The following is a 25,684-nucleotide window of genomic DNA, read 5'->3' as shown; positions in this document are numbered from 1 at the left end:
CCCTTAGTATTGTTCTAAGGTGTCGCAGTGATATTCTTTTTTCTCTTTTTTTGTTGGTTCCTGCGTGCTCATTCCCTTGTTTTTTTCCTGAAGCATCTGACCGATTAACAGATTTCTTTCCTTTGTAATGGCTTCCTGTTTTTCAAGTTCTTTTTCTATGTCAAAATAAACAACACCATCTATAATCGTTTTTTCCGCTTTGGCATAAACAGATAAAGGATTGTCGCTCCAAAGCACTACATCTGCATCTTTACCAATTTTAATACTTCCAACTTTGTCATCAATATGTAATAATTTGGCTGGATTCAAGGTTACAAATTTCCATGCTTCTTCTTCTGAAATGTTGCCGTATTTCACAGCTTTTGCTGCTTCCTGATTTAATCTTCGGGACATTTCTGCATCATCTGAATTGTAAGCTACAACCAAACCTTCGTTATGCATAATAGGCCCGTTGAAAGGGATAGCATCATTTACTTCAAATTTATAAGCCCACCAGTCTGAAAAGGTTGAGGCTCCAACGCCATGCTCTTTCATCTTGTCAGCAACTTTATATCCTTCCAGAATGTGTGTAAAAGTGTTTACATTAAAATTGAATTTATCTGCAACATTCATCAGCATCAATATCTCCGATTCTACATAAGAATGACAGGTAATGAAGCGTTTTTTGTTCAGAATTTCGGCCAGTGTCTGTAGTTCAAGGTCTACTCTTGGTACTTTTTCTTTTTTAGGATTAGCATTGAATTTTTTCCAGCTTTCGTCATATTCTTTGGCACGTTGAAAATAGTCTGTAAAAACCTGTTCAACTCCCATTCTGGTCTGAGGATAACGGGTTGGATTAACGATTCCCCAATTGGACTGTTTTACATTTTCACCTAAAGCAAATTTGATGAATTTAGGCTGATTTTTATACAGCATTTCATCTGGTGATAATCCCCATTTCCATTTTACAATAGCAGAGCGCCCTCCGATTGGATTGGCAGAACCATGTAATAATTGCGAAATAGTAACACCTCCCGCTAAATCCCTGTAAATATTAATGTCCTCAGAATTTACGACGTCCTCTATAGTAACTTCCGCAGTCGAATTATGACCACTTTCGTTAACTCCTTTTGAAATGGCGATATGTGAATGTTCATCAATAATCCCGCTGGTAAGGTGTTTGCCTTTTGCATCAATAATTGTTGCTGAAGCATCTGAAAGATTTTTACCTATGGAAACAATTTTTCCGTTTTTTATCAACACATCGGTTTGGGTTAAAATTCCGTCTTTTTCATTTGTCCAGACTGTTGCATTTTTAAAAAGTAAAGTTTGTGGGATTAACTTTTGGGAATTCCCAAAAGCAATATTCGGAAAAGTCGTTGGCATAATTGGGTTTGGCTTTTCAGGTTTCACAGTATCTTTTACTGCTACAAACGGAGAAGTTTTTACAGCTGTCCAGTTTACCTGAGTACCATTGTACAATTCACCTTTTCCTGAAAGAGTATTAGTATTTTCTACTAATCCTGTTAAACGGGTAAAATTAGATTTTATAGTATCATTGGATTTAATCAAAAGTGAAATCCAGTTTTTTGAAACAGAAAAAGTGTTCTTTAGTTTTTTATTATCCGCTGTCGTTATTTCAGATTTTGGCGCTTCGACGGTTCCGTCAATTTTCCACTTTAAAGTTTCATTTCCAATAGTAAGGTTATAATTGCCACGAATATCTTTTGCATTGATATCATTTATAACATATTTGTTTCCCTGAACCCAATTCTCGTATAAAATTGTTTTTTCATCAAATATTTCGCCAGAAGTAATTACAAAATTGGCAAAACTTCCTGTTTTCAAACTTCCAATTTCGTTACTCTTTCCTAAAATTGCTGCCGGAATTGTAGTTAGTGCTTCCAGCGCTTTTGTTCTATCAAAACCATATTTGATTGATTTTAGAAGGTTAATTCTAAAATCTTCCATTTTTTTCAATTTATCTGTTGTAAGAGCGAAAATGATTCCGTTATCTGAAAGTACTTTCGGATTGGCAGGTGCCTGATTCCAGAAACGCATATCGGCAAGTTCTATCTGATTGGATAAATATGGATTTGAAACATCATAAGCTTCAGGAAAATAAATTGGAATAATGAATCTTGAATTGGTGTTTTTAATCTCTTCAATTCTTTCAAATTCATTCCCGCTTCCCTTTAAAATATAGTTTAAACTAAATTCCTTTGCAATTTTAGAAGCTCTTAAACTATTTAATTTGTCCTCTGAATTAAAAATCTGTATCAGTTTTTCATTTGCAGCCAGAGCTTCCAATGATAAATCTTTCGTATCTGAATTTCCTTTTTTGTACCAATCCAAATCAAAATACATCTGGCGAAGAAGCGCCATCGATCCCATTAAAGAACTAGGATAAGCCTGATTTGTTAAAGCACTTCTGCTAAACGAAAAATGATTGGTTATTTTGTTCGAAATAATTTGACTCTTACCATCAGTATTATTCAAAGCAACTAAAAGCCCTGTTCCCTGTGCAACCCCGTCATGAATATGCGTCCCTACAACACCAAATCCTGCTTTTAAAAATTCCTCGGCTTTTGGCTGATCATATTTGAATGTCTCATATCCATTTAGATGAGACAATATACTTTCATTCCAGTAGTACCCTGTTTTTTTGGTATCATAAATATTATCTTCTCTGCCAGGAGTTAAATTTCGCTTTGGTTTTTCAATTCCAAAACTGGTATAAATATCAATAAACGAAGGGTAAATTATTTTGCCTTCAAGACTAATCACAATCGCATTTTTTGGAATCTTTATATTATTTCCAACATTGACTACTTTGCCATTTTGAACAATTAAGGTTCCATTTTCGATTTTCTGGTTAGGTGTGATATATATCACGGCATTCGTAAAAACTGTATAATTGTTGTTTTTGTTTTGAATACTTTCATTAACAGGAAAGTATTCCTGAGCCCATGTTTTTGTTACAAAAAAAACCAGAAAGAGCAGTAAGAATATTTTTTTCATTTACAAGTATATATTTGTTATAAAAATATAAAATATATATAATCCTACAACTTTTATTTTTCCTACTTAATATAAATCTTATCTTTAATCCAATAACTCTTAGGTTCTAGTAATATGGCCTGTTTAGATAGATAAAAATGAATAAAATAAAATGGGGAATAATTGGACTAGGAAACATTGCAGGCCAATTTGCTGCTGATTTACAATTAATAAATGAAGCTGAACTAGTTGCCGTAGCTTCAAGAGACATCGGTAAGGCCGGCGAATTTGCCAAAAAGCATGATTGCGATACATTTTATGGATCATATAATGACCTGTTTTTAGACGACAACGTTGATATTGTTTATATAGCAACACCTCACGATTCACATGCCGAATTATCAATCCGCGCAATGGAAAACGGCAAACATGTATTATGCGAAAAGCCTTTGTCTTTATCCTACCAAGATGCGGTACAAATGACTGATGCCTCAAAAAAGTACAATAAATTTTTCATGGAAGCTTTTTGGACGCGATTTATTCCATCCATTCAGGAACTTTTGTCAAAAGTAAAAAATGGCGAAATAGGATCAGTTAAATACCTTAAAGCTGATTTTGCTTATTATAATAAAGAATTAGGAACTAGGCTGACAGACAAAAAATTAGGTGGCGGTGCACTTTATGACATCGGCGTGTATCCCCTATTTCTGTCTTATATCATACTCGGAATTCCGGAAGAAATTATAGCAAAATCAATTTTTCATACAACAGGAGTCGATTTGCAGACTACTATGATTTTACAATATGAGTCGGCTCAGTCTGTTTTACACGCAGGTTTGGTTTCTGCTTCTGACATGAAAGCCACAATAAGCGGCACTCAGGGAAGAATTGACATTAATTCACCATGGTTCATGACAGAAGGGTATTCTATTATTAAAGACGAGCAGGAAGAAAAATTTAGTGTACTTAATATCGGAAAAGGTTTTGCGCATGAAGCTATAGAATGCCATACCTGTATTAAGAATAATCAAATTGAAAGTAAGCTCTGGTCGCATCAAAATTGTTTGGATCTAAGCAAAATTGTCGAAGAAGTAAAAAATCAGATTGGTTTAGAATTTTATTAAATTTAAAGAAAAAAACACATATTGTAATACTTTGTTTATTAAAATATTTACTTATTTTGCTTAAAAATAAAAAAATATTTACAAAAAATAAACAAGTATGCTCATTAAAGTTTTTGGAAGCGCAGTTTTTGGAGTTGAAGCTACTACTATAACGGTAGAAGTCAATATGGACAAAGGAATTGGTTATCATTTGGTAGGCTTGCCTGACAATGCAATAAAAGAAAGCAGTTATCGCATAGCTGCAGCTCTTAAAAATAATGGCTATACTATGCCAGGCAAAAAGATTACCATAAATATGGCACCTGCCGATTTGCGCAAAGAAGGTTCTGCTTATGATTTAACTTTAGCTATTGGAATTTTAGTAGCTTCAGACCAGATAAAGGCTGCAGAAATTGATCGCTATATCATCATGGGCGAGCTTTCACTGGATGGAAGTTTACAATCTATAAATGGCGCATTGTCTATAGCCATTAAAGCAAAAGAAGAAGGTTATAAAGGTTTTTTTCTTCCAAAGCAAAATGTAAAAGAAGCTGCTATTGTCGCAGGGCTTGATGTTTACGGAGTAGAAAATGTTCAGGAAGTTATTGATTTCTTTGAAGGAAAAGGAACTTTAGAACCTACAATTATTGATACCCGCGCAGAATTCTACAAAACCTTAGATTTTCCTGAGTTTGATTTTTCAGATGTTAGAGGCCAGGAAAGTATTAAACGCTGTATGGAAATTGCAGCTGCCGGAGGACATAATATCATTCTGATTGGACCTCCGGGAGCAGGAAAAACGATGTTGGCGAAACGTCTGCCAAGTATTTTACCTCCAATGACTTTGAGGGAAGCGTTAGAAACGACAAAAATTCATAGCGTTGCTGGTAAATTAAAAGAAGTTGGATTAATGAACCAAAGACCATTTCGCAGTCCGCATCATACTATTTCGAATGTAGCACTGGTTGGCGGGGGAAGTTATCCTCAGCCGGGAGAAATCTCAATGGCGCATAACGGAGTCTTATTTCTGGATGAATTGCCGGAATTTAAAAGAGATGTATTGGAGGTAATGCGTCAGCCTTTAGAAGACAGGGAAGTTACGATTTCAAGAGCAAAATTTACAGTAACCTATCCCTCTTCTTTTATGCTCGTGGCAAGTATGAATCCAAGTCCAAGTGGTTTTTTTAACGATCCATCAATACCCAATACTTCTTCCCCACATGAAATGCAGCGTTACATGAGTAAAATTTCCGGACCTTTATTAGACCGGATCGATATTCATATAGAAGTAACACCAGTACCTTTCGAGAAATTATCAGATGATAATAAAGCAGAGAGCAGTGCTTCCATTAGACAAAGAGTGACTTCTGCACGTGAAGTACAGTCTGTCCGCTTTGAAGAATTGGCAAATATTCATTATAATGCACAAATGAGCAGTAAATTAATTAGGGAGTATTGCGTCCTTGACGAGCAATCAAAAGAATTATTGAAAACCGCCATGGAGCGGCTGAATCTTTCAGCAAGGGCTTACGACCGCATTTTGAAAGTTGCAAGAACCATTGCCGATTTAGATGCTGCTCCTCAAATAGCTTCATCGCATATTGCTGAAGCAATTCAGTATCGAAGTCTCGATCGTGATGGGTGGTTGGGATAAAAAAAGACAGCTTTAAAAAGCTGTCTTGCATATAATCATTTTTGAATCTACATTTCCTGAATTACCGGAATATTTTGTATACTTTCTTTAGCATTCTTTTTTACAAGCTTACTAACACGGTACAAAAGAAATATCGTGACAAATGAGATTGCAATAATTATGTATCCTAAAGTATCATAATGTTCAAGCAGACTAAACTTATCCCTTTGCACTACAATAGTTCCGGCAAAAGCGGCAGCTATTCCCCCCGCAATTTGCTGCAAAGAGGAGTTGATACTCATAAAAGCACCTCTGTCCTGCATGCCTGGAATAGAAGTAACTAAAGCTGTCGATGGGACCATACGGCTCATTACGCCCATCATCATAAGTACATTAAAAATTATAACCAGCCAAAGTGGGGTTTCACCAAGATTGGTATATAACCCAACAATTACGATTGTCCAAACAGAAGCGTAAACAAATATCCTGAATTTATCTATTTTATCACTCAATTTTCCTATTATCGGCATTATAACCAAAGTAGACAAACCTGCAACCATAAATACAATAGGCAATTCGTCCTGAGTGATTTTTAAATTGTTTATGGCAAAAGCACTTCCAAAAGGCATCATCATAAACCCACCTATCGAAAGCAGGGCTGTAGCTGCAAATCCAATTCTATATTCTTTACTACGGATTGTGTGTATTAAATGCATAAAAGCAGATTTATCCTGCTTAAGATTAAGATGCTCATCAATTGGTTTTAACTTAACAGCAATCAATACTGCTATTATTACTGCCATTCCGGCTACCCATAAAAAAGGAGCGTGCCAGCCCCATGCATTGGCAAGATACAATCCTATAGGTATGCCCAGAATCTGACTTGCTCCAAATCCCATTTGAAGAAATCCCATGACACGACCACGCTGCTGTAAAGCAAATAAATCTGCTACGATAGCCATAGAAATTGAGCCTATTACACCTCCAAACAAACCTGTAACAATTCTGGCTGCTACTAATAAAGGATAAGAATTAACTAAACCGCATAAAATTGTCCCGCCAATAAAGCCAAGATAAAAGAATAATAATAATTTTTTTCGATCGAATTTATCTGCAAAACCTGCCGTTAAAAGCCCCGAAATTCCTGCACTGAAAGCGTATGCTGAAACCACTAAACCGAAACGTGTCGTTTTTAAATCAAGAGATTTCATAAGTATATCTCCTAATGGCGACATTACCATGAAATCCAGAATTACTGTAAACTGAGTAATTGCCAGTATAAAAACTGCAAATTTCTGATAAGCCGTAAAAGGTATTACCTGATTTTCTTCCTTCATTTCTAATTTATTCTAATGGTATGCAATTGAAATTGTGGTTGTTTAGAATATTGACAATTTGCCGCTCTGATAATGTTTCGCTCACAACACGCAAAACACAATCAATATCTTCCAGATCAATATTCCACTCCTGAATCTCTGAATTTTCATCTAACGCAAAACTTATTTTTTGCCTGTCGTTTTCTGTTTTTATATTGGTTGCGAATACCAATATGTTGTTTAGAATATCTTCCATAGTATTTAATTTATGGTGTCAGTGCTTTTAATACTAATTCAAATGCCTCATCCATTTTTTCCTGAGTGAGTTTAAAAGGCGTATCTCCAAAACTTTTACCTTCATTTTCAAATCGAAGTAAGGCATATAAAGGTCCGTAAGCAACACTCCAGAACACCTCAATGGAAATCGGCAAAAGTTCTTTTTTTCTAAAGCATTTTCAATAAAACTCCACATCGTTTTTTTAAAATTTGCAAGGCTTTCTTCTAAAATATCATCCCTATAACTGGAATGGCTTAAGGCTTCCCAACAAGCAACTTTCAACGGATTTTTTAATGCAAATCTTGCCCTGTTTTCCCACTGCTTTCTTAAACCTTCCCTAAAAGACATAGTAGGGGAAAAATCTTTTACCATTTCACAGAAAAAAGTCTGCCCAATTTCCGACCCTATTTTTTTGATCAAATCTTCTTTGTCAGAATAGTAAATATAAAGTGTTGCTACAGAAACACCGCTTTCTTTTGCCAGTCTATTCATTCCAAAACCTTCAACACCATATTTGACAAGCATCTCAATAGCCTTCTGTTTGACTATTTCTTCCTTATTAACATCTCTTGTCCGCATTATTATAATTTTATTTAAAACAAATATATTAAATATAAATGAATGTTCGCTTATTTATAAAAAATAATCCATTTAAAATGGATTATTTTAAAAATGAAAAGAGATAAATGTTTAATTAAACGACTGTCTAAATTCTAACGGAGACAATTTTGTTTTCTTCTTGAATAAAGTACTGAATGATTGCGAATGTTCAAATCCAAGTTGATAAGCAATTTCGCTTATCGAAAGTTCAGTTATCGAAAGTTTCTCTTTCGCTTTGCTGATGAGCTTTTCATGTATATGTTGCTGTGTGTTTTGTCCGGTTTGGATTCTCAAAAGGTCACTCAGATAATTAGGAGAGATATTCATCGCTTCAGCAATTTGGTGAACGGTTAAAAGTCCTTTTACAGATGATGAATTTTCAAAATAATCATTCAGATACGTTTCAAATTTGGTCAGAAGCTGATGACTTCCACTTTTTCGGGTAATGAATTGTCTTTCGTAAAAACGTTTGGAATAGTTTAACAACAATTCAATCTGAGACAAAATAATTTCCTGAGTATGCTGGTCGATATGCTGACATTCTTTATCTATTTTTTGAAGTATTTCAAGGAGATTATTTTCTTCATCTTCGGATAAATGCAAAGCTTCATTCACGGCATATGAGAAAAATCCGTATGAAGAAATAGTATTTACCAAAGAGTGTTTCAGTAAAAATTCTTCATGAAAAATCAATAAATAGCCAGCGGAATCACATTGCATATTTTGCAGGTCAAGATACTGAACCTGATTTGGTGCTGTAAAACTCAAAACACCTTTATCGTAGTCATAATGCTTTTGTCCGTACCTTATTTTTACTTTTGCGTTTCTTTTCAGTGCTACACAGTAAAACCTGTTTACAAAGCCTTTCCAAATCTCATCTTCAAGAAAAATACTTTCAGACAAATTAATAACACTCACCAAAGGATGTTTCGGCTCAGGAAGCGACAGTAATCGATGAAATTGTGAAATGGAGGCAATTGTATTCATCACTGTAAATTTAAAATTAATAATCTAAAAGTCCCATACTGAATTCATCATAAGGCGCACCGGTATCAGTTCCTAAAGGTACGATGTTTTCCAGTTTTTGTAATCCAGATTCGCTCAATACGATTTTACTTGCTTCTATATTTTGTTCAACATATTTTCTGCGTTTCGTTCCTGGAATTGGCACTATTCCTTTGCTGATAATCCACGCCAAAGCTAATTGAGAAGAGGTGATGTTTTTTTCTCTAGCTAATTTTTCTACCGCTTCTACGAGTTCAATGTTTTTATAGAAGTACTTTTCCTGGAAACGCGGAATTCCTCTTCGAAAATCATTTTCGGGCAAATCATCGATTGTGCGGATTTGCCCGGACAAAAACCCTCTTCCTAAAGGTGAATAAGCGACAAAACCAATTCCCAGCTCATTCAAAGTTTTGATAACACCTTTTTCCTCAACCGTTCTTTCAAACAAAGAATATTCACTCTGAACAGCTGTTATAGGATGAACAGCGTGAGCTCTTTTTACTGTTTCCGACGAGACTTCGGATAATCCGATGTAACGAATTTTCCCCTCTTTTACCAGGTCGGACATCGCTTCAACAGTTTCTTCAATAGGTGTGTTTTTATCGAGACGATGCATAAAATAAAGATCAATGTAATCCGTTTTTAGATTTTTAAGGGAACGTTCTACTGATTTTTTTACATAATCTTTCTTTCCATTTATTTTCCACGTTACCTGCTCCTTATCATCAATTTCCCAACCGAATTTTGTAGCGATAGTATATTGGTCACGATTTCCTTCGATGGCTTTTGCAATGAGTTGCTCATTTTTAAAAGGACCATACAAATCGGCCGTATCGAGGAAATTTCCACCCAATTCCAAAGAGCGATGAATAGTTGCGATGGCTTCTTTCTCATCGGTTTTACCATACATATCTGCATCTCCAAAACCTGTCATTCCCATGCAACCTAAACCTACATTCGGGATGATTAAACCCTGACTTCCTAATTTTACCTGATTCAAATTCTTATTCATAATATTGATTTTAATAGTACAAAGTTGAAGAGAAATCAGGAATCTCATGTATGTAAAATAATGAATATTGTATGCAAATTACGGATAGGTAATCTGTAATTTAATTAAACGATTGCCTAAATTCGATAGGAGATATTTCAGTTTTGCTTTTGAATAATTTACTAAATGAAAAGAACCTTAACTAGAAATCATTAGCTGTAGCTAATTCATTTTTGTTTTTAATTAAGACAAAAAAAAGACAACCATTTCTGATTGTCTTTTTCTAATATATAAATAAGATTGCTTTAATTATGCAATTTTAGCAATAATAGCATTGAAAGTTTCGCTAGGGCGCATCGCTTTACTAACTAATTCAGGTGTTGGCTGATAATACCCCCCAATATTCTGAGCCTTGCCTTGAGCACCAATTAATTCAGCATCAATTTTAGTTTCATTAGCTTCAAATTCAGCCGCAATTGGAGTAAAGATTGCTTTTAATTCAGCATCTTTATCTTGAGCCGCTAATGCCTGAGCCCAGTAGAAAGCAAGGTAAAAGTGAGAACCACGGTTGTCAATCTGACCTACTTTACGAGCAGGAGACTTATCATTTGCCAGGAATTTATCATTAGCCTGATCTAAAGTTTCAGATAAAACGATAGCTTTAGAATTGTTTAAAGTTTGTCCTAAATGCTCTAATGAAGCACCAAGCGCTAAAAATTCCCCTAATGAATCCCAACGTAAGTATCCTTCTTCTGTAAATTGCTCAACGTGTTTTGGAGCAGAACCTCCGGCACCAGTTTCGAACAATCCACCGCCGTTCATTAAAGGAACAATAGATAACATTTTTGCAGAAGTTCCTAATTCTAAAATTGGGAATAAATCTGTTAAGTAATCACGAAGAACATTTCCTGTTACAGAAATTGTATCTAAACCTTTGATGATTCTTTCTAAAGTAAATTCAGTAGCAGCAACAGGGTTTAAAATACGGATATCTAAATTTGTAGTATCGTAATCTTTAAGGTATTTTTGAACTTTTATGATCAATTCTCTGTCGTGTGCTCTGTTTTCGTCTAACCAGAAAACAGCAGGAGTATCAGATAAACGAGCTCTGTTTACCGCTAGTTTAACCCAGTCCTGAATCGGCGCATCTTTCGCCTGACACATTCTAAAAATATCGTTTGTTTCAACGTTTTGTTCCATTAAAACATTTCCATTTTTATCAACAACACGAACAACTCCATCTGCAGCAATTTGAAAAGTTTTGTCGTGAGAACCATATTCTTCCGCTTTTTGAGCCATTAAACCTACGTTAGGAACACTTCCCATTGTTTTTGGATCAAAAGCCCCGTGTTTTTTACAGAAATCAATTGTAGCTGTATAAACTCCTGCATAACAACGATCCGGAATAACAGCGATTGTATCTTGTGATTTTCCTTCTTTATTCCACATTTGTCCAGAAGTACGGATCATTGCTGGCATAGAAGCATCAACAATTACGTCTGACGGAACGTGTAAGTTTGTAATTCCTTTATCAGAATTAACCATTGCCAAAGCTGGTCCGTTTTCAATTGCCTGATTAATTGCAGCCTCAACCTCAGCCTGTTCAGGTCTTCCTGCAATTTTAGCGTAGATGTCACCTAAACCGTTTCTTGTGTCAACGTTTAATTCAGCAAATAAAGAAGCGTATTTTTTAAAAAGATCAGCAAAATAAACTTCAACGATAGCGCCAAAGATAATTGGATCTGAAACTTTCATCATTGTAGCTTTTAAGTGTACAGAAAGCAAAACACCTTCTTTTTTAGCTTCAGCAATAGCTTCAGCAGCAAAAGCTTTTAATTTACTTACACTTAAAACAGAACTGTCGATAATTTCGCCCGCTTTTAGTGGAGTACTTGCTTTAAGGACAGTAGCGGTACCGTCTTTAGCTACGAATTCAATTTTTACATCATTAGCTTCAGTAACAGTAACAGATTTTTCACTTCCGTAGAAATCACCGCCTGACATAGAAGCAACCTTAGTTTTTGAGTCAGCAGACCAGGCACCCATAGAGTGTGGGTTTGCTTTTGCAAAGTTTTTAACCGCTCTTGGCGCTCTACGGTCAGAGTTTCCTTCACGTAAAACCGGGTTAACAGCAGAACCTAATACTTTTGCATATTTAGCTTTAATTTCTTTTTCAGTATCATTTTGAGGATCTTCAGGATAATTTGGTACGTTGTATCCGTGAGATTGTAATTCAGCAATAGCAGCTTTTAATTGTGGTACAGATGCTGAAATGTTTGGCAATTTGATAATGTTAGCTTCTGGTTGAGTTGCTAACTGACCCAATTCTGCCAATGCATCTCCTGTTTTTTGAGCATCGGTCAATGATTCAGGAAAATTAGATAAAATTCTTCCTGCCAAAGAAATGTCCCTGGTTTCAATTGCTATACCGGCTGTAGAAGTAAAAGCCTGAACAATAGGCAATAAAGAATAAGTCGCTAATAATGGCGCCTCATCAGTTAAGGTGTAAAAAATTTTTGAATTCTGTGTCATTTTTTTTTTTATGATTGGTATTGCCGAAATCAGCAATTTCAAAGTATAGTTGGCTCAAAATGAGCGGAGCAAATATAGTAAAAACACTGCGAAAACGGTGTAGTTTTGAGCAGAAATCCTGAAATTAACAGATTACTATTTCGCAGACTTTAAATTATTAAATCAATGATTTTTACAATAAAAAATTATGTTTTTGGTATTTCAAAAAATAGCCCTAAAAAAAAACTCGTTTCAGATTGCCTGAAACGAGTTTTTTATAACAAAGAGATAAATGATTATCTTCTTTTATCTTTAATCTTAGCTTTTTTACCAGTAAGATCTCTGAAGTAGAAAATTCTTGCTCTACGTACAGCACCTTTCTTGTTGATTTCAATTTTTTGTAAAGCTGGCAGGTTTACAGGGAAGATACGCTCAACACCAACTGATCCAGACATTTTACGAATAGTAAAAGTTTCTGTGTTACCAGAACCTCTTCTTTGAATAACAACTCCTTTAAAAAACTGAGTTCTTGTTTTTTCACCCTCTTTAATTTCGTAGAAAACTGTGATAGTATCTCCAGCTCCGAAGTCAGGGAAATCTTTTTTAGCAACGAATTCGTTTTGAACGAATTTTAATAAATCTGCCATGATAATTTAAATTATGGTTTTTATAATAAAGCAACATACACGGATTTCGCCAGAGGTTGGTCTAATTCGGGTGCAAATGTAGATAAAAAAAATAAAATTCCAAACAAAACAAACTCCAAATTCCATTTTTCAACTAACTGATTAATTGGGATTTGGAATTTTAAAAATTCCGAATTTATTCCAGCAAATCCGGACGTCTGTTTTTTGTATGTTCATATGCCATGTCTTCGCGCCATTTATCAATTTTGGCAGCATGACCGCTGGTTAAAACTTCCGGCACTTTCCAGCCTTTATAATCTGCAGGCCTTGTGTATATAGGACCAGAAAGCAGATTATCCTGAAAACTATCAGTCAATGCCGAAGTTTCGTCACTTAAAACCCCAGGTATCAATCTGATTAATGCATCTGATAACACTAAAGCACCTAATTCACCCCCAGATAAAACATAATCACCAATTGAAATCTCTTTGGTAATAAAATGATCGCGAACACGCTGGTCTACACCTTTATAATGTCCGCATAAAATAATAATATTCTCATACATCGACATGGTATTAGCCATTTTCTGATTCAGTGTTTCTCCATCCGGAGACATATAAATGATTTCGTCGTATTCGCGCTGGCTTTTCAAGTGTGTAATGCAGTCATCAATAGGCTGAACGGTCATTACCATTCCTGCTCCTCCTCCAAAAGGATAATCATCAACACTTTTTTGTTTATTGGTAGTATAATCGCGTAAATTATGAAAATGAACTTCGACCAGACCTTTATCAATGGCACGTTTCATAATCGAAGCCTCAAAAGGGCTTTTTAATAATTCCGGCAAAATCGTAATAATATCAATTCGCATTTTATTTATTCAATAGTTCTGAGCGACAAAGATACAAAGTAAATAGGTTTGTCAAATTCAAACGACAATGTCAATTTCAAAATTCAATACCTAATCCATACATTCCATCAGTAATAAATCACCGTTTTTGTGGGTAATCGTAACAATCCCGTCTTTTGCAACTGAATTGCTGCTGCCTGTTCTGTAACCCATTGTGAGTGTATCCTCCTGTAATTCATATTTTAGATTGTTCGAAAAAATACCATTTACAACTCCAATCGGGATAAGGGAAATTGGTGTTTGTTCAGTGTACCATTTTTCGAATTTATTGGGCAGTAGAAATATTTTGGAATGATCGTCGAGAATAACAATTTTAAGTAAATCGCGGTAGCGGACGATATTGGTAAGATTTGTAATGGTGTGGTCTGCACGTTTTCCGGTGGCCCAGACCACATTTACTGCTGGGATTTTTCTATCGATCAGGTAATCAAAAGCTTTCTCTAAATCGGTCTTGTTTTGGTCAGGTGTATGAACAATTTCTATTGGAAATTGTGAAGTTTTATAGATTTCAGGATCAAAACCACGATCGAAATCTCCCAAAAGCACATCTACTTTTATACCTAAATCTACAACACGTTCAATGGCAGAATCGAGTACAATAACAAGTGGCGACCATTCAAGCAGCTGCCCTAATAACTCAGAGCTGCAAGAGGCTCCGTTTGCAATAATTAATGCCGGCTCCTGATCGTCGCGTACTATATGATGTGATGACATGAGATTTTTATATGTGCAAATGTACGAAAGATATTTTGCAGAGTATATGTTGTGATTTAAAGAATCTGTTTTTGAACATAAGACTATCACAAAAAAAGCCCTCAAATAGTGTCTAACTTTTTGAAGGCTTTTTAAAAAGATATTGTTTATTTAATTTTTTAAAAATTTGTGTGTTGTCGTTCCTTTCGTTGAGTTTATGCGAACAAAGTAAACACCATTATCTAAACTTGAAACATCAATCGTTGAAAATGTTTTTTTGTTTTTTAAATCTAATAATGATTGCCCAAGAAAGTTGTAAACCTGTATCGATGTTATAGATTCATTTTCATTTGATGTAATGTTTAAAACATCTTTAACCGGATTAGGGTGTAAGATAAAATTATCATTATTAGTGCCATATGAAAAATCCGGTGTGTTTAATGTGCCTTTATAAGCTAGTAAGCGAACAGAACCATTAGACCAGGTGCTTTTATATTTAGTGAAATTTCCTGTAACTAAAAGGCTTCCGTCTTTTTGGAATTTAATAGCATTGATATTTGCATTAAAAGCCTCTCCCGAATCAAATGTATTATCTATTTTCCCATTGCTTTCTAGCCTTTGAAAGTCATTTTTGGCATATTCATTAACCCCTCTGTTTAGAGTAGTAAACAATATAATTTTATTATCTGGCTGAATCACTAATCCTTTAGTGTACATAGGTAAACTAGAAGCAAAATAGTTAATAAATGAATTATCAATTGAACCATCAGTATTTAAACGTTTTAATACAGATTGTTTGCCTTCCTGATTTAATTCAAAACTACCTCCAACTATAATTTTCCCATCAGATTGCACACCCAAAGAATATACAAAGCCTCCTAGCAAAGCCTCATCAGCATGAAATGTAGTATCAAATGTTCCGTCAACGTTGAATCTGGCAAGACGATTTGTTTTTGTTTGATTATAGAAACTAAAATTTCCTCCTAAAATTATTTTACCATCAGGCTGAAGTGCTCCGGTGTAACAAACATTATCAATTCCTGATGTATCAGCAAAGGTATTGTCTTTGGAACCGTCAGGATTTAATCTTATAATTTTTTGCTGTGAATTAGAAATAACTAAAATTTTTCCATCAGGCTGTAGTAATAATGTCCTTACATCTCCAACAACTGTTTTAACAAAAGAATTATCAATCGTGAAGTCATCATTATACCTTATTAAACCTGAGTCATTACCTGTACCGATTTTAAAAACAATAATTTTACCATCAGGCTGAACAATTCCTTTTTTAAAATAATTTTGTTCATTTTGTGTAGTTGAAAATAAGTTGCTTTTCAGGTTATTGTTAAAAATTAAATTTCCTTTTTTATTTAACAATTTTATTCCGTCATGATATTTTGTATTGAATGTATTATTACTATATCCCAAAACAACAATATCACCGTTTGGCTTTTCTAAAATATCATTTCCGGCATAGAAAGTATTTAGTTGTTGTGTATTAACTTCAGAAGTAGTTAAATCTATTTTAATAAATTTATTAAAAGTTGAAAGTCCGCCCGGAAAGTTTATGGTATTTAGTGAAGAAACAAGTAATTCATTATTAGGGTAGAGGAAAATTTTATTTGATACCGAATTAACATCTAGTTTTATTGAAGCTGTATTATCAATTGTACCATCTGAATTGATAAGCGTTAAGTTATGTGTTAATATTTTATTATTAGGAAGAAGAATAAAATCTTTGACAGTTGCCATTGGAAATCCTGGTACAACATATTCAAATGAAGTATCTTTTGTTCCATCGCTATTAAATCTCATAAAACCTCTTGTATCTAAAGACTTAAACGAAGTAAAACAAGCTCCAAATAATATTTTCCCGTCAGACTGTAATACTAATTTACAATTATTCATACCAGTATAACCAACAGTATTAGAAGAACATATCCTTCCAAAACCTTCTATAGCAGTAAAGCTTTGATCTGCTGTCCCATCAGAATTTAAGCGATCAATTTTATAACTGTTTTCATTATTATAAGTATTTTTATATACTCTTAAGATCTTTCCATCAGGTTGTAATTCAATTTTAAATATTTCGTAAGGATAACTAGACTGAAATGTTTTGTCAACAGAACCATCCGAATTTAAACGCAATGCGTTTCGTCCATAAAAATTTCCATGAACGCTTCCCTCAAATTTACCTGCAATTAATATCTTGCCATTTGGCTGTAGTCTTACCAAGTCTATTTGTGTAATGGTAAAAACATTAAGTCCTCTATCGGTAAAGTTAAATGTATTGTCAATTGTCCCATCCTGATTCAATCGAACTATCTTATTTACGTTAGTACCATTGTAAGATTTAAAAAGGCCAACTACGATTATTTTCCCATCAGGTTGGATTACAATATTATTCACAGTAGAATCAAATCCAGAACCAGTTTTAAAAGAATCATCAATACTTAAATCTTTGTTCAATCTTATAATGTTTTTGCCAATGGTTTCCTGTTTATTATTATATAACTTGTATGTATATTTATCTCCAACTATTACAACCTTTCCATCACTTTGCAAGCCAAACTCGCTATTTAATAAATTGAAAACGGGAATATAGTCCTTGCATTCGAAATCGGGGTCAATATCTGAGGATATCTGGGCATTACTAAGTACTGAAATAAAAGAAAATAATAGAAATAAGTAGTGTTTTTTCATAAAGTTATTTTTGTGTCAAAATATTTGTTAATATTAATATTATTTTTTTTTATTTGCTAATTATTATTCATCAATTAATTTTAGCTAAACAACCGTCGATGGTAATTGATTTGTCCTAAATGATATGCCAAATGCGTAGAAAGATGCACAAGAAAAAAGCCCGATTTCATTTCTTTTTCGAAAACAATTTGCGGATATATAGCTTCTAAATCTGTCTCCTTTAAAATATCCAGAGTGTGGTTTACCATCAAAATTGTTTCTTCAATTCTAGTTATTAATTCATCTTTTCGAACATCTTTTGACGAAAATTCTAAAGGGCGATTACGAACATAACCTGTGTTTCCGAGGACAGCACCTATGTAAGTATTAAGATTTCCAATTAAATGCAGACAAAGATTTCCTGCAGAATTAGTAATGTTTTTATCAATAACCCAAAGCTGGCTCTCGGTTTGATATGCTTCAATTTCGTCTTTTAATTTGTTGAGATCGCGGTTAAAAAGCGATCGTAAAATTTCTATCAGCATGATATTAAACTTTATTTTTTACAGGAATCCAGATTTCTTCTTCTGAATCCACATCATCTTTTTTGTAATTTTCAGTCATTACAGCAAAATGTGGGCGGTCGTCAACAAAGTATTTCGAATCCGGAAGCCATTCTGTAAAAATAAAACGATAGGATTTCTCTGCTTCTGTCGATGGCCCTTTGTGAATAAAAACCGCATACAATCCATCAGGAACCAACAAGCTTTCCATACCTGCCGGAATTTCATTTAAATCAGACACTTCAACAGCTGCCCATTTTTCAAAAGTATTTTTAGGATTGAAATTATTAAAATATCCTTCAGGAAAAACTTCAAGTGAATATAAATTAGAGTCTATAGGATTCCTGATTTTTTTCTCTCCGGCATGAAACTGCCCCATAACTGGAATGTTTTATTTTCGACGAAAGACATTGTAATGTGTTTGCCTATTAGTTTTTTCCCGGTTAGGGTTTCGATTCTCGAATTCATATCATTAATTATTTTACAGTATATTTTCTTGAAACAGTTTCACTTAGCGAAAAATAACCCAGCGGATAATTACTTTTATCGGTTGTGTTAATAATATTGCCTTTTACTGTTGCCGGAGGAGTCTGGAAAGGACCACCTACATTATTGCCTGCAAGACTTACTAATATATTCATATAATTATAGTATTGCTTTGAAATTCCATAATGCGTTATTTCGACTTCGTCTCCTGTTTTTAAATCTTCGTCATCAGAAACGCTAAAAAATTCGTTGCCCTGATAAAACTCGTCTTTATCAGCATAATACGTAGAGGTAATTTTATTTGAATAGGTATATTTATATAAATAATAATTGTCTACATCTGCCGGATCATTATAAAAAGCCCTTACAACAATACCGGCGAGTGGGCCTGCGTCATATTGCGTGATATTGTTTATTGGAGTTATCGATTTTAGCGTTTCACTCGCCGTATAGGTATTTCCATTAGTAATTATAGTCAGTGAATAATTTTCGCCAATTACCGGTTTAAAATTATTGCACACATACCTGCCTGTATTTGGCACTTCTGTAAAATTAAATTGCTGGCTAGTACTATTTTTAACATAAACCACTGCACCTGTAACTATTGGAATCTCATCTTCAAAATAACCTGTTGTAGTTGTTAGTTTTATTGTTTGCTGTGCACCGGATGTTCCTTTTCTCCAATTAATGGCCGCTTCTACTACTAATTTGGGTTTGGCAGTTTCTAAATCAACATGAACGACTTCTTCACATCCTGTAAACAATAATAATATAAAAAATACCACTGATAAAATTACTTTTTTCATGTTTTCTGTTTTATTTCTTTTTAGGGAAATTGATTTTTTTAGAACTTAAAATTATAACTTATTGCCGGTACAATACCAAAAATAGAGGTTCTTACTGCTTCGTTATAACCGGTGTCAGTATTTTGACGGAAATTTATAGAGGCTGCATTTTGTCTATTGTACAAATTGTATATACTAAAAACCCATTCACCTTTCCATCTTCTGTTTTCATTTTTTTCAAGAGATAATGTTGCTGAAATATCTAAATGATGATATGCAGGAAGACGATTTTCATTTCGCAATCCATAACCAGGAACAGTTATACCTAAATATTCATACTGACTATTTGGATAGGAAACCGGCTGACCAGACTGTAAAATAAAATTAGCTCCAAATGACCATCTGCCATTTAAAGTATAAGCTGAAGTAATAGCCAAATTGTGTAGTTTATCATAAGCTGAATTATACCATTCCCCGTTATTAATTCCTGTTTCTTCAGGTGTCCTGCCGGGAGTTTGCTGCTCTGATTTTGAAAGTGTATAAGAAATCCAACCATTAAATTTGCCTTCATTTTTTTTAAACATGATTTCTAATCCATAGGCACGCATCTGTCCATTCAAAATTACCTGCTCAATCGCGTCGTTTGCAATCAGATCAGCACCATCAATATAATCGAGCCTGTTTTTAACTTTTTTATAATAAATCTCCGTTTCTAATGAGTAAGTCCCGTTATTAAAATTCCTAAAATATCCCAAAGCAACCTGGTCTGCAATTTGAGGTTTGATATAATTATCGCTGGGTGTCCACACATCAAGAGGTGTGGGAGACGACGTATTAGAAATTAACTGAAGATATTGTGCCATTCTGTTGTAACTGGCTTTTATCGACTGATTATCTTTTAATTGATACGAAATTGAAAATCTTGGCTCAAAATTATTATAACTTTGAATGATTTCATTTTTACTGTAATGTTTAGTGCCTATTGGTGTTCCTTTTTCGTAAATCTCCATATCCGGATTGAACACAACCGCATTATTATTTTCATACAAATTAATTGTAGAAGTCCCCAAACGATAAAACTGACTGAATCTCAATCCGTAATAAACTGTCATTTTTTTTGAAAGTTTATTTTCTGCATCAATATAAGGTGCAAGTGAAAGCGCATATTTTCTATCTAATTGTTTAGGATTAATAGTGAATTCATTACTTAATGGACTTATTTTCCCTGGATTAAAATCATAATAAATTCCATTTATACCATAACTTAATTTGAACTTATCTGATATGTAATGTTCAAAATCATATTTAACAGTATAATTTTTAATTCCGGAATCCCATTTGAATCCTATAAAATTTAAATCAAGTCCGTAGTAATAATCACTATAGATTAAAGATAAATTTGCAAATAATTGATCTGAATACAAATGACTCCAACGTAAATTCAAAGTAGAATTTCCATAAGTATTCATGAAAATTTTGTTTAGCTTAAAAACGTCCCGGCCAAAATAACCCGATAAAAACAAACTGTTATTCTCATTTAGTTTATAACTTAACTTGGTATTAAGATCATAAAAATAAGCTGCATTGTCTTTTTGTTCTTCTGATAATTTTAGAAATAAGTGGGCATACGAAGTTCTTCCTGCTACTAAAAATGAACCTTTATTTTTTACTATTGGACCTTCAGCAAAAATTCTACTGGAAACCAGACCTATCCCGCCGCTTAGATGAAATTCTTTGCTGTTTCCGTCTTTCTGATAGATATCTAAAACCGAAGATACCCTTCCTCCGTAACGTGCTGGAATCCCTCCTTTATACAATTTCAAATTCTTAACGGCATCCGGATTAAAAACGGAGAAAAAACCAAAAACATGTGAAGAATTAAATATGGTTGCTTCATCTAATAAAATTAAATTCTGATCAGCGCCTCCTCCCCTTACATTAAAACCTGAAGCCCCTTCACCAGCATTTGTAACTCCTGGCAAAAGTAAAATAGACTTTAAGACATCGACTTCACCAAAAACCACAGGCATTTTCTTGATAGAAAAAATGGATAGTTTATTAACACTCATTTCAGGTGATTTAATATTACTCTTATATCTAACTTCCTTGATTACAACTTCCTTAAGTTCTTCGTTATTTTCTTTTAAGAATAAATTATCTTTTACATCTTCTTTTAAAATCATTGCCTTTTCTACTTCCTGATATCCTAAATGTTTTATTTTTAATTGATATTCTCCAGGAGGAAGTGTAAGGGAATAAAACCCATACTTGTTTGTGTAGGTTTCAATATTCAATTCCGGAATATGGATATGTACACCTATCAGAGATTCATTATTCCCAAAATCTGTGACAGTTCCGCTTAACGTAAATTTTTCTTGGGAAAATGAAATAAAAGTGATAAGAAAAACAACTAATGTGTAGATTTTTTTTGTAATCATATCTGATCAAATATACCTTAGCTAACGTTTTGGCAACCGTAATTGTTGCGTAAACGTTTTTAAGAATGAGTTAAGACAAATCTTTTTCAATTGTAGTTAAAGATAAATTTAAGAATTTATTTTGTTTGCCTCAAAAAATTTAAATTTGTATTCATTTGCTTTTTTAACATTATTCTTCTTTTGTATTGTGTGACAACATTTATTATTTTTCAGTCTATAAAAAAATCTCTACAGCTAAATTAACTCCAGAGATTTTAAGATAAATTACTACAACATTAAGATTAAGATGTTTACTTTTTGAAATAAAAATTATATCTGGACCTCTATTTTAATAGTAAAAAGTTTTTTGTTTTTATCTGAATTTGTTTCGGACAATAATATTCTTGAATTTAGCTTTTAGGTCTTCGCCTGTATCAAAAACCATTTGTTCATTGTCTGGAAATGGGACTGCACGTTTATTAAAATATCCTAGGTATTTTTCATCACACGCACTTTTATCTCCGTTATATGTTGAATAAACATTTTCAAAAACATATTCACTCGCCACTGGAAATGATTGCAATAAACTATTGCTTTTTAAATCTACATAATCCACTTTTGCTGTTACCTGACATGCTTTGTACTGTCTGAATTCGAAAATTTTGATTTTTACCTTTTTAAAATTATCAACTTTTATGATACGGCCTAAACTATCCTTAACCGCATTACCCCTACTGTCCAGAAGTGTTTTAACGCCATCCTTAATTTCTTTTTCATTAACAAATTCCTTTTCTTTTATTTGTTCGGGCGAAATGTGGATTTCCCTAAAATTTAAAATCAGGCTATAATCATAATGCGTATTTTTTTGTTTAACGCTATGGTACACAGTCCATTTATCGTTTAATCCGTAAGTATTAAAATCCAGTAAGTCGTCTTGTAACTGCTTCGGAATAATCATATTGGTTTCGTTCACAGCATAAACATTTACAAAATCAGTTCCTTTAAACTGGGCCTCATTAATCAGTTTTTTGGCATTTTTATAATTTGGATTAATGCTTTCTATATAACTTAAATCATCATACGCTTTTCTTGCGTCTAGTTTATTAGGAGACTTTAAAAGAACTTGCGCGTTTTCGTATAAAAATTTAGATAAGGCATTTTTACTGTTTACAATATGATCAGAATAATTATCAAAAACAAATTGAGCATTTTTTCCCTGTTTCAATAACTGAAGCGGTAATATTGGCCTGATTTTTTCCTGACGATTATTTAGCTGCAAATAAGTGTTGTAGATAAGCTCCAGATTAGCAGGATTTTTTTCTTTTTCCATCATTTCCAGATTTCTCAAATCCCGCTCTTTAGCTTTAGCAAATGCTTCTTCCAGCAAATACACATAATCCTGTTTTCCTTTCGAATCTTTGTTCGTTTTTAATGCCTCAACAGCACGGTTTATAGCAGCGTCATAATTACCGTCACTAATAAGAGATTGGGTTGTTTTTACACCACAGGAAAAAGCCAGGAATAATATAGAAACGAATAAAGTAATTTTTTGCATAAAGGTATCGTTTTGAAGATGTAAATATATCTTTTTTAGCTTTTCAACAACCATGCCTTTTCATATTTATTTTGAGAAGCATATGTATTTACCTTAATCACAAACAGTCCCGCTCTACCCTAAATCTTTTCCAGCGAACCCCGCTGTAAAAGGATACCGGATCGATCGGGGCTAAATTAGAAATCTTGTTTTTCAAAAGATTAAAAAACTCATCTTTTTTTAAACAACAATCATTTATAAAAAATCCCGCTTCAATAAAGCAGAATTTCATAGATTTAAGCATCCTGAAAATTTATTTTTTATCAACAGGAAAAAAGAATTTGAAAGAATTTGAAACAGCAGGATGTAAAATGGTTCCATGGTTTTCCTGAGGCAAATAATCAAAAAACACTTTGACATTTTTACTTTTTGATGCTTTTATTTTTTCAGCTAATATATTCGCGTCAACTTCCATAACTCTCGGAATTTTAGTTGGCGTAAGACCTTCTTTTCCAACGGCGATATAAACTTCTGTTTGTTGTTTAAAACTCTCCTTCAGCATTTCAGAATCTAAATTGAGTAAAGAACCATCATTCCACCATAAACTTGGACTTACGATCACATATTTATTAAAAAGTGATGGCTTTTTCAATAAAATTTCTGTTTCTAAAAGTCCGCCTAAAGACTGGCCAATAATTGTTTTAGAATCGTTGGTTTTATATTTTTTTCAATAAATGGCTGTAATTCTTTTTCAATAAAAGCAATAAATTTATCTGAATGGCCTGAAGTCGGAAAACGTTTTTTATCTGTTTCAATACTTGTTGAAAATGTAAAATCCCTTCTTCTGTCAACTGTAGCAATACCTACCACAATGGACTTTGGAACCTGATTAATCCACTCAAAGCTATTAAACTGTACCAGACCTGCAATATGAATAAAATCTTCATCGGCAGAGCCGTCGAGCAAATAGATGACAGGATATTTTGTTGCGTCTTCCTGCTTGTATCCTTCCGGCAGATAAATATTTAAAACTCTTTTTTCGTTTAATTCTTCTGACTGGATTTCATCAATAACACCTAAAATAAAAGGCTTGACAGCTTCACTTGGTTGTGACTTGCCTTTTTGGCTGAAACTTATTGTAGTAAATGCTAATAGGATAAGGATAAAAAATTTATTCATTTTGATTTTGAAATTTTATTTACATTTTTTTATTTGCCTCTTATTTTTCAAAATTTCATTATCGAATAAGTTTAGCCTGTAAAATTTCTTCCATATCTTTTACACTTTTTCTGCTTTCTCCTTTAAAACCAAAAACAATCATTATTGTTCCAAAAAACAACATGAAATAAGGTATAAACATAAAAAAACCTGCTTCAGAAGTAAAACCTTTATCAAAAATTAAGGTATAAGTAACACCGAGACAAGCTAAAAAAACACCGCCCAGCCAAATAATCATAAAAACTTTTACAATATCTGTAAGATTCATTTTTACATGGATTTTAGAACCACTTAAATGATCTTGAACAGATCCTTTTATAACCGGCAAAAAAGAATTTCGATAATTGATTGCCCTTTTTATTTCAAAACTATTATTGTAAACTTTACCAATATAAGGTTTACTGTAAGAATAATTATTGGCTCCAAAACCAAAAGATTTTTCTGCTTCAATTTCATTCTGAACCCTTTTTATGAGTTCTTCTTTTGTCAGATTTGAATGGTAAACTAATTCTTCAAGAGGTAGATATTTTCTAAACATATAAGATATTTTTTAAACGAAAATATGAATTAAAATCATTCTTTTTTCTAATCATTGATCAACAGCTTTTTCAGCAATACAATCTGCCCCAAATGGTAATAGCTATGCTCAATCATACATTCAATATTTCTTTTGTAAGTACCATATTTTTCATCAACAAATACCTGATCCAGTGTGTCATTCGATATTTGTTCAGCCAAAAAAATAAACTCATCAGTATCAGCCCAAAATTTATTTAGAAATGTTTCCCATTCTTGCTGGGAATGAATTGGAGCGAAATCAAAACTGAATTTGTCTTTTATATCCAGTGTTCCGCCTTTAAAAACATTATTTATTCCTTTGATATAATAGTGGATATGCTGCGCAAGAACTGCGATTGTATTTAAGTTTTGAACTGATGCAACGGCAACTTTCCAATCCAGGTTTTCCAGTTGATCTTTGTAATTGGTATTCGCCACCCAGGTGCCGTTTAAAATAACTTCCTTAAATCGATTTGCTATTTCTGATGTGTCTTTCATAATTCAAAATAGTTTAATTTTAAGCAGCTTTACTCCTGTTTAATCCATTTGTATTTACAGTCATTTAGATAAATAATACTTCCTCCACAACCCTATTCAGAATATATAAAAATTCTATCATTTGGCAGCTTTACTTTGTCCTCATCTTTATTTCTACATCGACCAGGATTTCTCCTTATCACTTGCATTATTGTGGTAAACTTCATTTTTTGATGCTTTTTTCAATATTCCGTACAGTCAATTTCATCAAAATCCCTGATTCAAAACATTATTTCCCATTTCAGATAATCAATCTTCCT

General features: G+C 33.4%; 20 protein-coding genes and 1 pseudogene. 2 read left to right on the top strand and 19 right to left on the bottom strand.

All coding sequences use genetic code 11. The annotated features are described in order from the left end of the window. Nucleotides 1–3: 3 nt before the first annotated feature. Entirely contained in the window at nucleotides 4–3,000 is a 2,997-nt protein-coding gene (locus tag P5P89_RS14895) for an amidohydrolase family protein (protein WP_278009048.1), read from the bottom strand. A gap of 137 nt (nucleotides 3,001–3,137) precedes the next feature. Here P5P89_RS14895 and P5P89_RS14890 point away from each other — a divergent pair, with 137 nt between their 5' ends. After that, nucleotides 3,138–4,103 (top strand): Gfo/Idh/MocA family protein, encoded by a 966-nt coding sequence (locus tag P5P89_RS14890; protein ID WP_278009047.1) that lies wholly within the window; start codon nucleotides 3,138–3,140, stop codon nucleotides 4,101–4,103. Nucleotides 4,104–4,200: 97 nt separating this feature from the next. Then, nucleotides 4,201–5,736: a YifB family Mg chelatase-like AAA ATPase gene (locus P5P89_RS14885; RefSeq protein WP_278009046.1), complete on the top strand. Its 1,536-nt coding sequence runs from the start codon at nucleotides 4,201–4,203 to the stop codon at nucleotides 5,734–5,736. Nucleotides 5,737–5,783: 47 nt separating this feature from the next. Here P5P89_RS14885 and P5P89_RS14880 read toward each other — a convergent pair whose 3' ends face one another. From P5P89_RS14880 to P5P89_RS14795, 18 genes and pseudogenes are all read right to left on the bottom strand, one after another. After that, complete coding sequence (locus tag P5P89_RS14880) at nucleotides 5,784–7,052, bottom strand: MFS transporter (RefSeq protein ID WP_278009045.1); 1,269 nt, start codon at nucleotides 7,050–7,052, stop codon at nucleotides 5,784–5,786. Nucleotides 7,053–7,059: 7 nt separating this feature from the next. Next, nucleotides 7,060–7,287, bottom strand: coding sequence for a hypothetical protein (locus P5P89_RS14875; RefSeq protein ID WP_278009044.1), 228 nt, complete (start codon nucleotides 7,285–7,287; stop codon nucleotides 7,060–7,062). A 33-nt stretch (nucleotides 7,288–7,320) separates the two neighbouring features. After that, nucleotides 7,321–7,887, bottom strand: a complete 567-nt coding sequence (locus P5P89_RS14870) for a TetR/AcrR family transcriptional regulator (protein ID WP_278009043.1) — start codon at nucleotides 7,885–7,887, stop codon at nucleotides 7,321–7,323. Between the two features lie 111 nt (nucleotides 7,888–7,998). Then, nucleotides 7,999–8,895, bottom strand: a complete 897-nt coding sequence (locus P5P89_RS14865; protein ID WP_278009042.1) for a helix-turn-helix domain-containing protein — start codon at nucleotides 8,893–8,895, stop codon at nucleotides 7,999–8,001. 16 nt (nucleotides 8,896–8,911) lie between these two features. Next, the gene (locus tag P5P89_RS14860; RefSeq protein WP_278009041.1) at nucleotides 8,912–9,925 is read right to left on the bottom strand and encodes an aldo/keto reductase; all 1,014 of its coding nucleotides are present in this window, start codon (nucleotides 9,923–9,925) and stop codon (nucleotides 8,912–8,914) included. Nucleotides 9,926–10,213: 288 nt separating this feature from the next. Beyond that, nucleotides 10,214–12,436 (bottom strand): NADP-dependent isocitrate dehydrogenase, encoded by a 2,223-nt coding sequence (locus P5P89_RS14855; RefSeq protein ID WP_278009040.1) that lies wholly within the window; start codon nucleotides 12,434–12,436, stop codon nucleotides 10,214–10,216. 275 nt (nucleotides 12,437–12,711) lie between these two features. After that, nucleotides 12,712–13,062 (bottom strand): 50S ribosomal protein L19, encoded by a 351-nt coding sequence (gene rplS / locus P5P89_RS14850; RefSeq protein ID WP_163396006.1) that lies wholly within the window; start codon nucleotides 13,060–13,062, stop codon nucleotides 12,712–12,714. A 175-nt stretch (nucleotides 13,063–13,237) separates the two neighbouring features. Next, complete coding sequence (gene trmD, locus P5P89_RS14845; RefSeq protein ID WP_278009039.1) at nucleotides 13,238–13,912, bottom strand: tRNA (guanosine(37)-N1)-methyltransferase TrmD; 675 nt, start codon at nucleotides 13,910–13,912, stop codon at nucleotides 13,238–13,240. Between the two features lie 90 nt (nucleotides 13,913–14,002). Further along, nucleotides 14,003–14,665 (bottom strand): thiamine diphosphokinase, encoded by a 663-nt coding sequence (locus tag P5P89_RS14840; RefSeq protein ID WP_278009038.1) that lies wholly within the window; start codon nucleotides 14,663–14,665, stop codon nucleotides 14,003–14,005. A 150-nt stretch (nucleotides 14,666–14,815) separates the two neighbouring features. Next, on the bottom strand, nucleotides 14,816–17,347 hold the full coding sequence (locus P5P89_RS14835; protein WP_278009037.1) for a T9SS type A sorting domain-containing protein: 2,532 nt from the start codon (nucleotides 17,345–17,347) through the stop codon (nucleotides 14,816–14,818). Between the two features lie 80 nt (nucleotides 17,348–17,427). After that, the gene (locus P5P89_RS14830) at nucleotides 17,428–17,871 is read right to left on the bottom strand and encodes a DUF1572 family protein (RefSeq protein ID WP_278009036.1); all 444 of its coding nucleotides are present in this window, start codon (nucleotides 17,869–17,871) and stop codon (nucleotides 17,428–17,430) included. A 4-nt stretch (nucleotides 17,872–17,875) separates the two neighbouring features. Further along, complete coding sequence (locus tag P5P89_RS14825) at nucleotides 17,876–18,268, bottom strand: GyrI-like domain-containing protein (RefSeq protein ID WP_340696485.1); 393 nt, start codon at nucleotides 18,266–18,268, stop codon at nucleotides 17,876–17,878. A 97-nt stretch (nucleotides 18,269–18,365) separates the two neighbouring features. Beyond that, the gene (locus P5P89_RS14820) at nucleotides 18,366–19,181 is read right to left on the bottom strand and encodes a DUF4249 domain-containing protein (protein ID WP_278009035.1); all 816 of its coding nucleotides are present in this window, start codon (nucleotides 19,179–19,181) and stop codon (nucleotides 18,366–18,368) included. Nucleotides 19,182–19,219: 38 nt separating this feature from the next. After that, nucleotides 19,220–21,598, bottom strand: a complete 2,379-nt coding sequence (locus tag P5P89_RS14815; protein ID WP_278009034.1) for a TonB-dependent receptor — start codon at nucleotides 21,596–21,598, stop codon at nucleotides 19,220–19,222. A 352-nt stretch (nucleotides 21,599–21,950) separates the two neighbouring features. After that, nucleotides 21,951–23,132 (bottom strand): hypothetical protein, encoded by a 1,182-nt coding sequence (locus P5P89_RS14810; protein ID WP_278009033.1) that lies wholly within the window; start codon nucleotides 23,130–23,132, stop codon nucleotides 21,951–21,953. A gap of 292 nt (nucleotides 23,133–23,424) precedes the next feature. Next, a pseudogene (locus tag P5P89_RS14805) lies at nucleotides 23,425–24,290 on the bottom strand (alpha/beta hydrolase). Between the two features lie 58 nt (nucleotides 24,291–24,348). Next, nucleotides 24,349–24,867 (bottom strand): hypothetical protein, encoded by a 519-nt coding sequence (locus P5P89_RS14800; RefSeq protein ID WP_278009032.1) that lies wholly within the window; start codon nucleotides 24,865–24,867, stop codon nucleotides 24,349–24,351. Between the two features lie 47 nt (nucleotides 24,868–24,914). Further along, nucleotides 24,915–25,385, bottom strand: a complete 471-nt coding sequence (locus tag P5P89_RS14795) for a DUF1572 family protein (RefSeq protein WP_278009031.1) — start codon at nucleotides 25,383–25,385, stop codon at nucleotides 24,915–24,917. Between the last annotated feature and the right edge of the window lie 299 nt (nucleotides 25,386–25,684).

The sequence above is a fragment of the Flavobacterium gyeonganense genome (assembly GCF_029625295.1).
In the GTDB taxonomy this organism is placed as follows: Bacteria; Bacteroidota; Bacteroidia; order Flavobacteriales; family Flavobacteriaceae; genus Flavobacterium; species Flavobacterium gyeonganense.
This window is presented reverse-complemented; position numbering and strand designations above follow the sequence as displayed.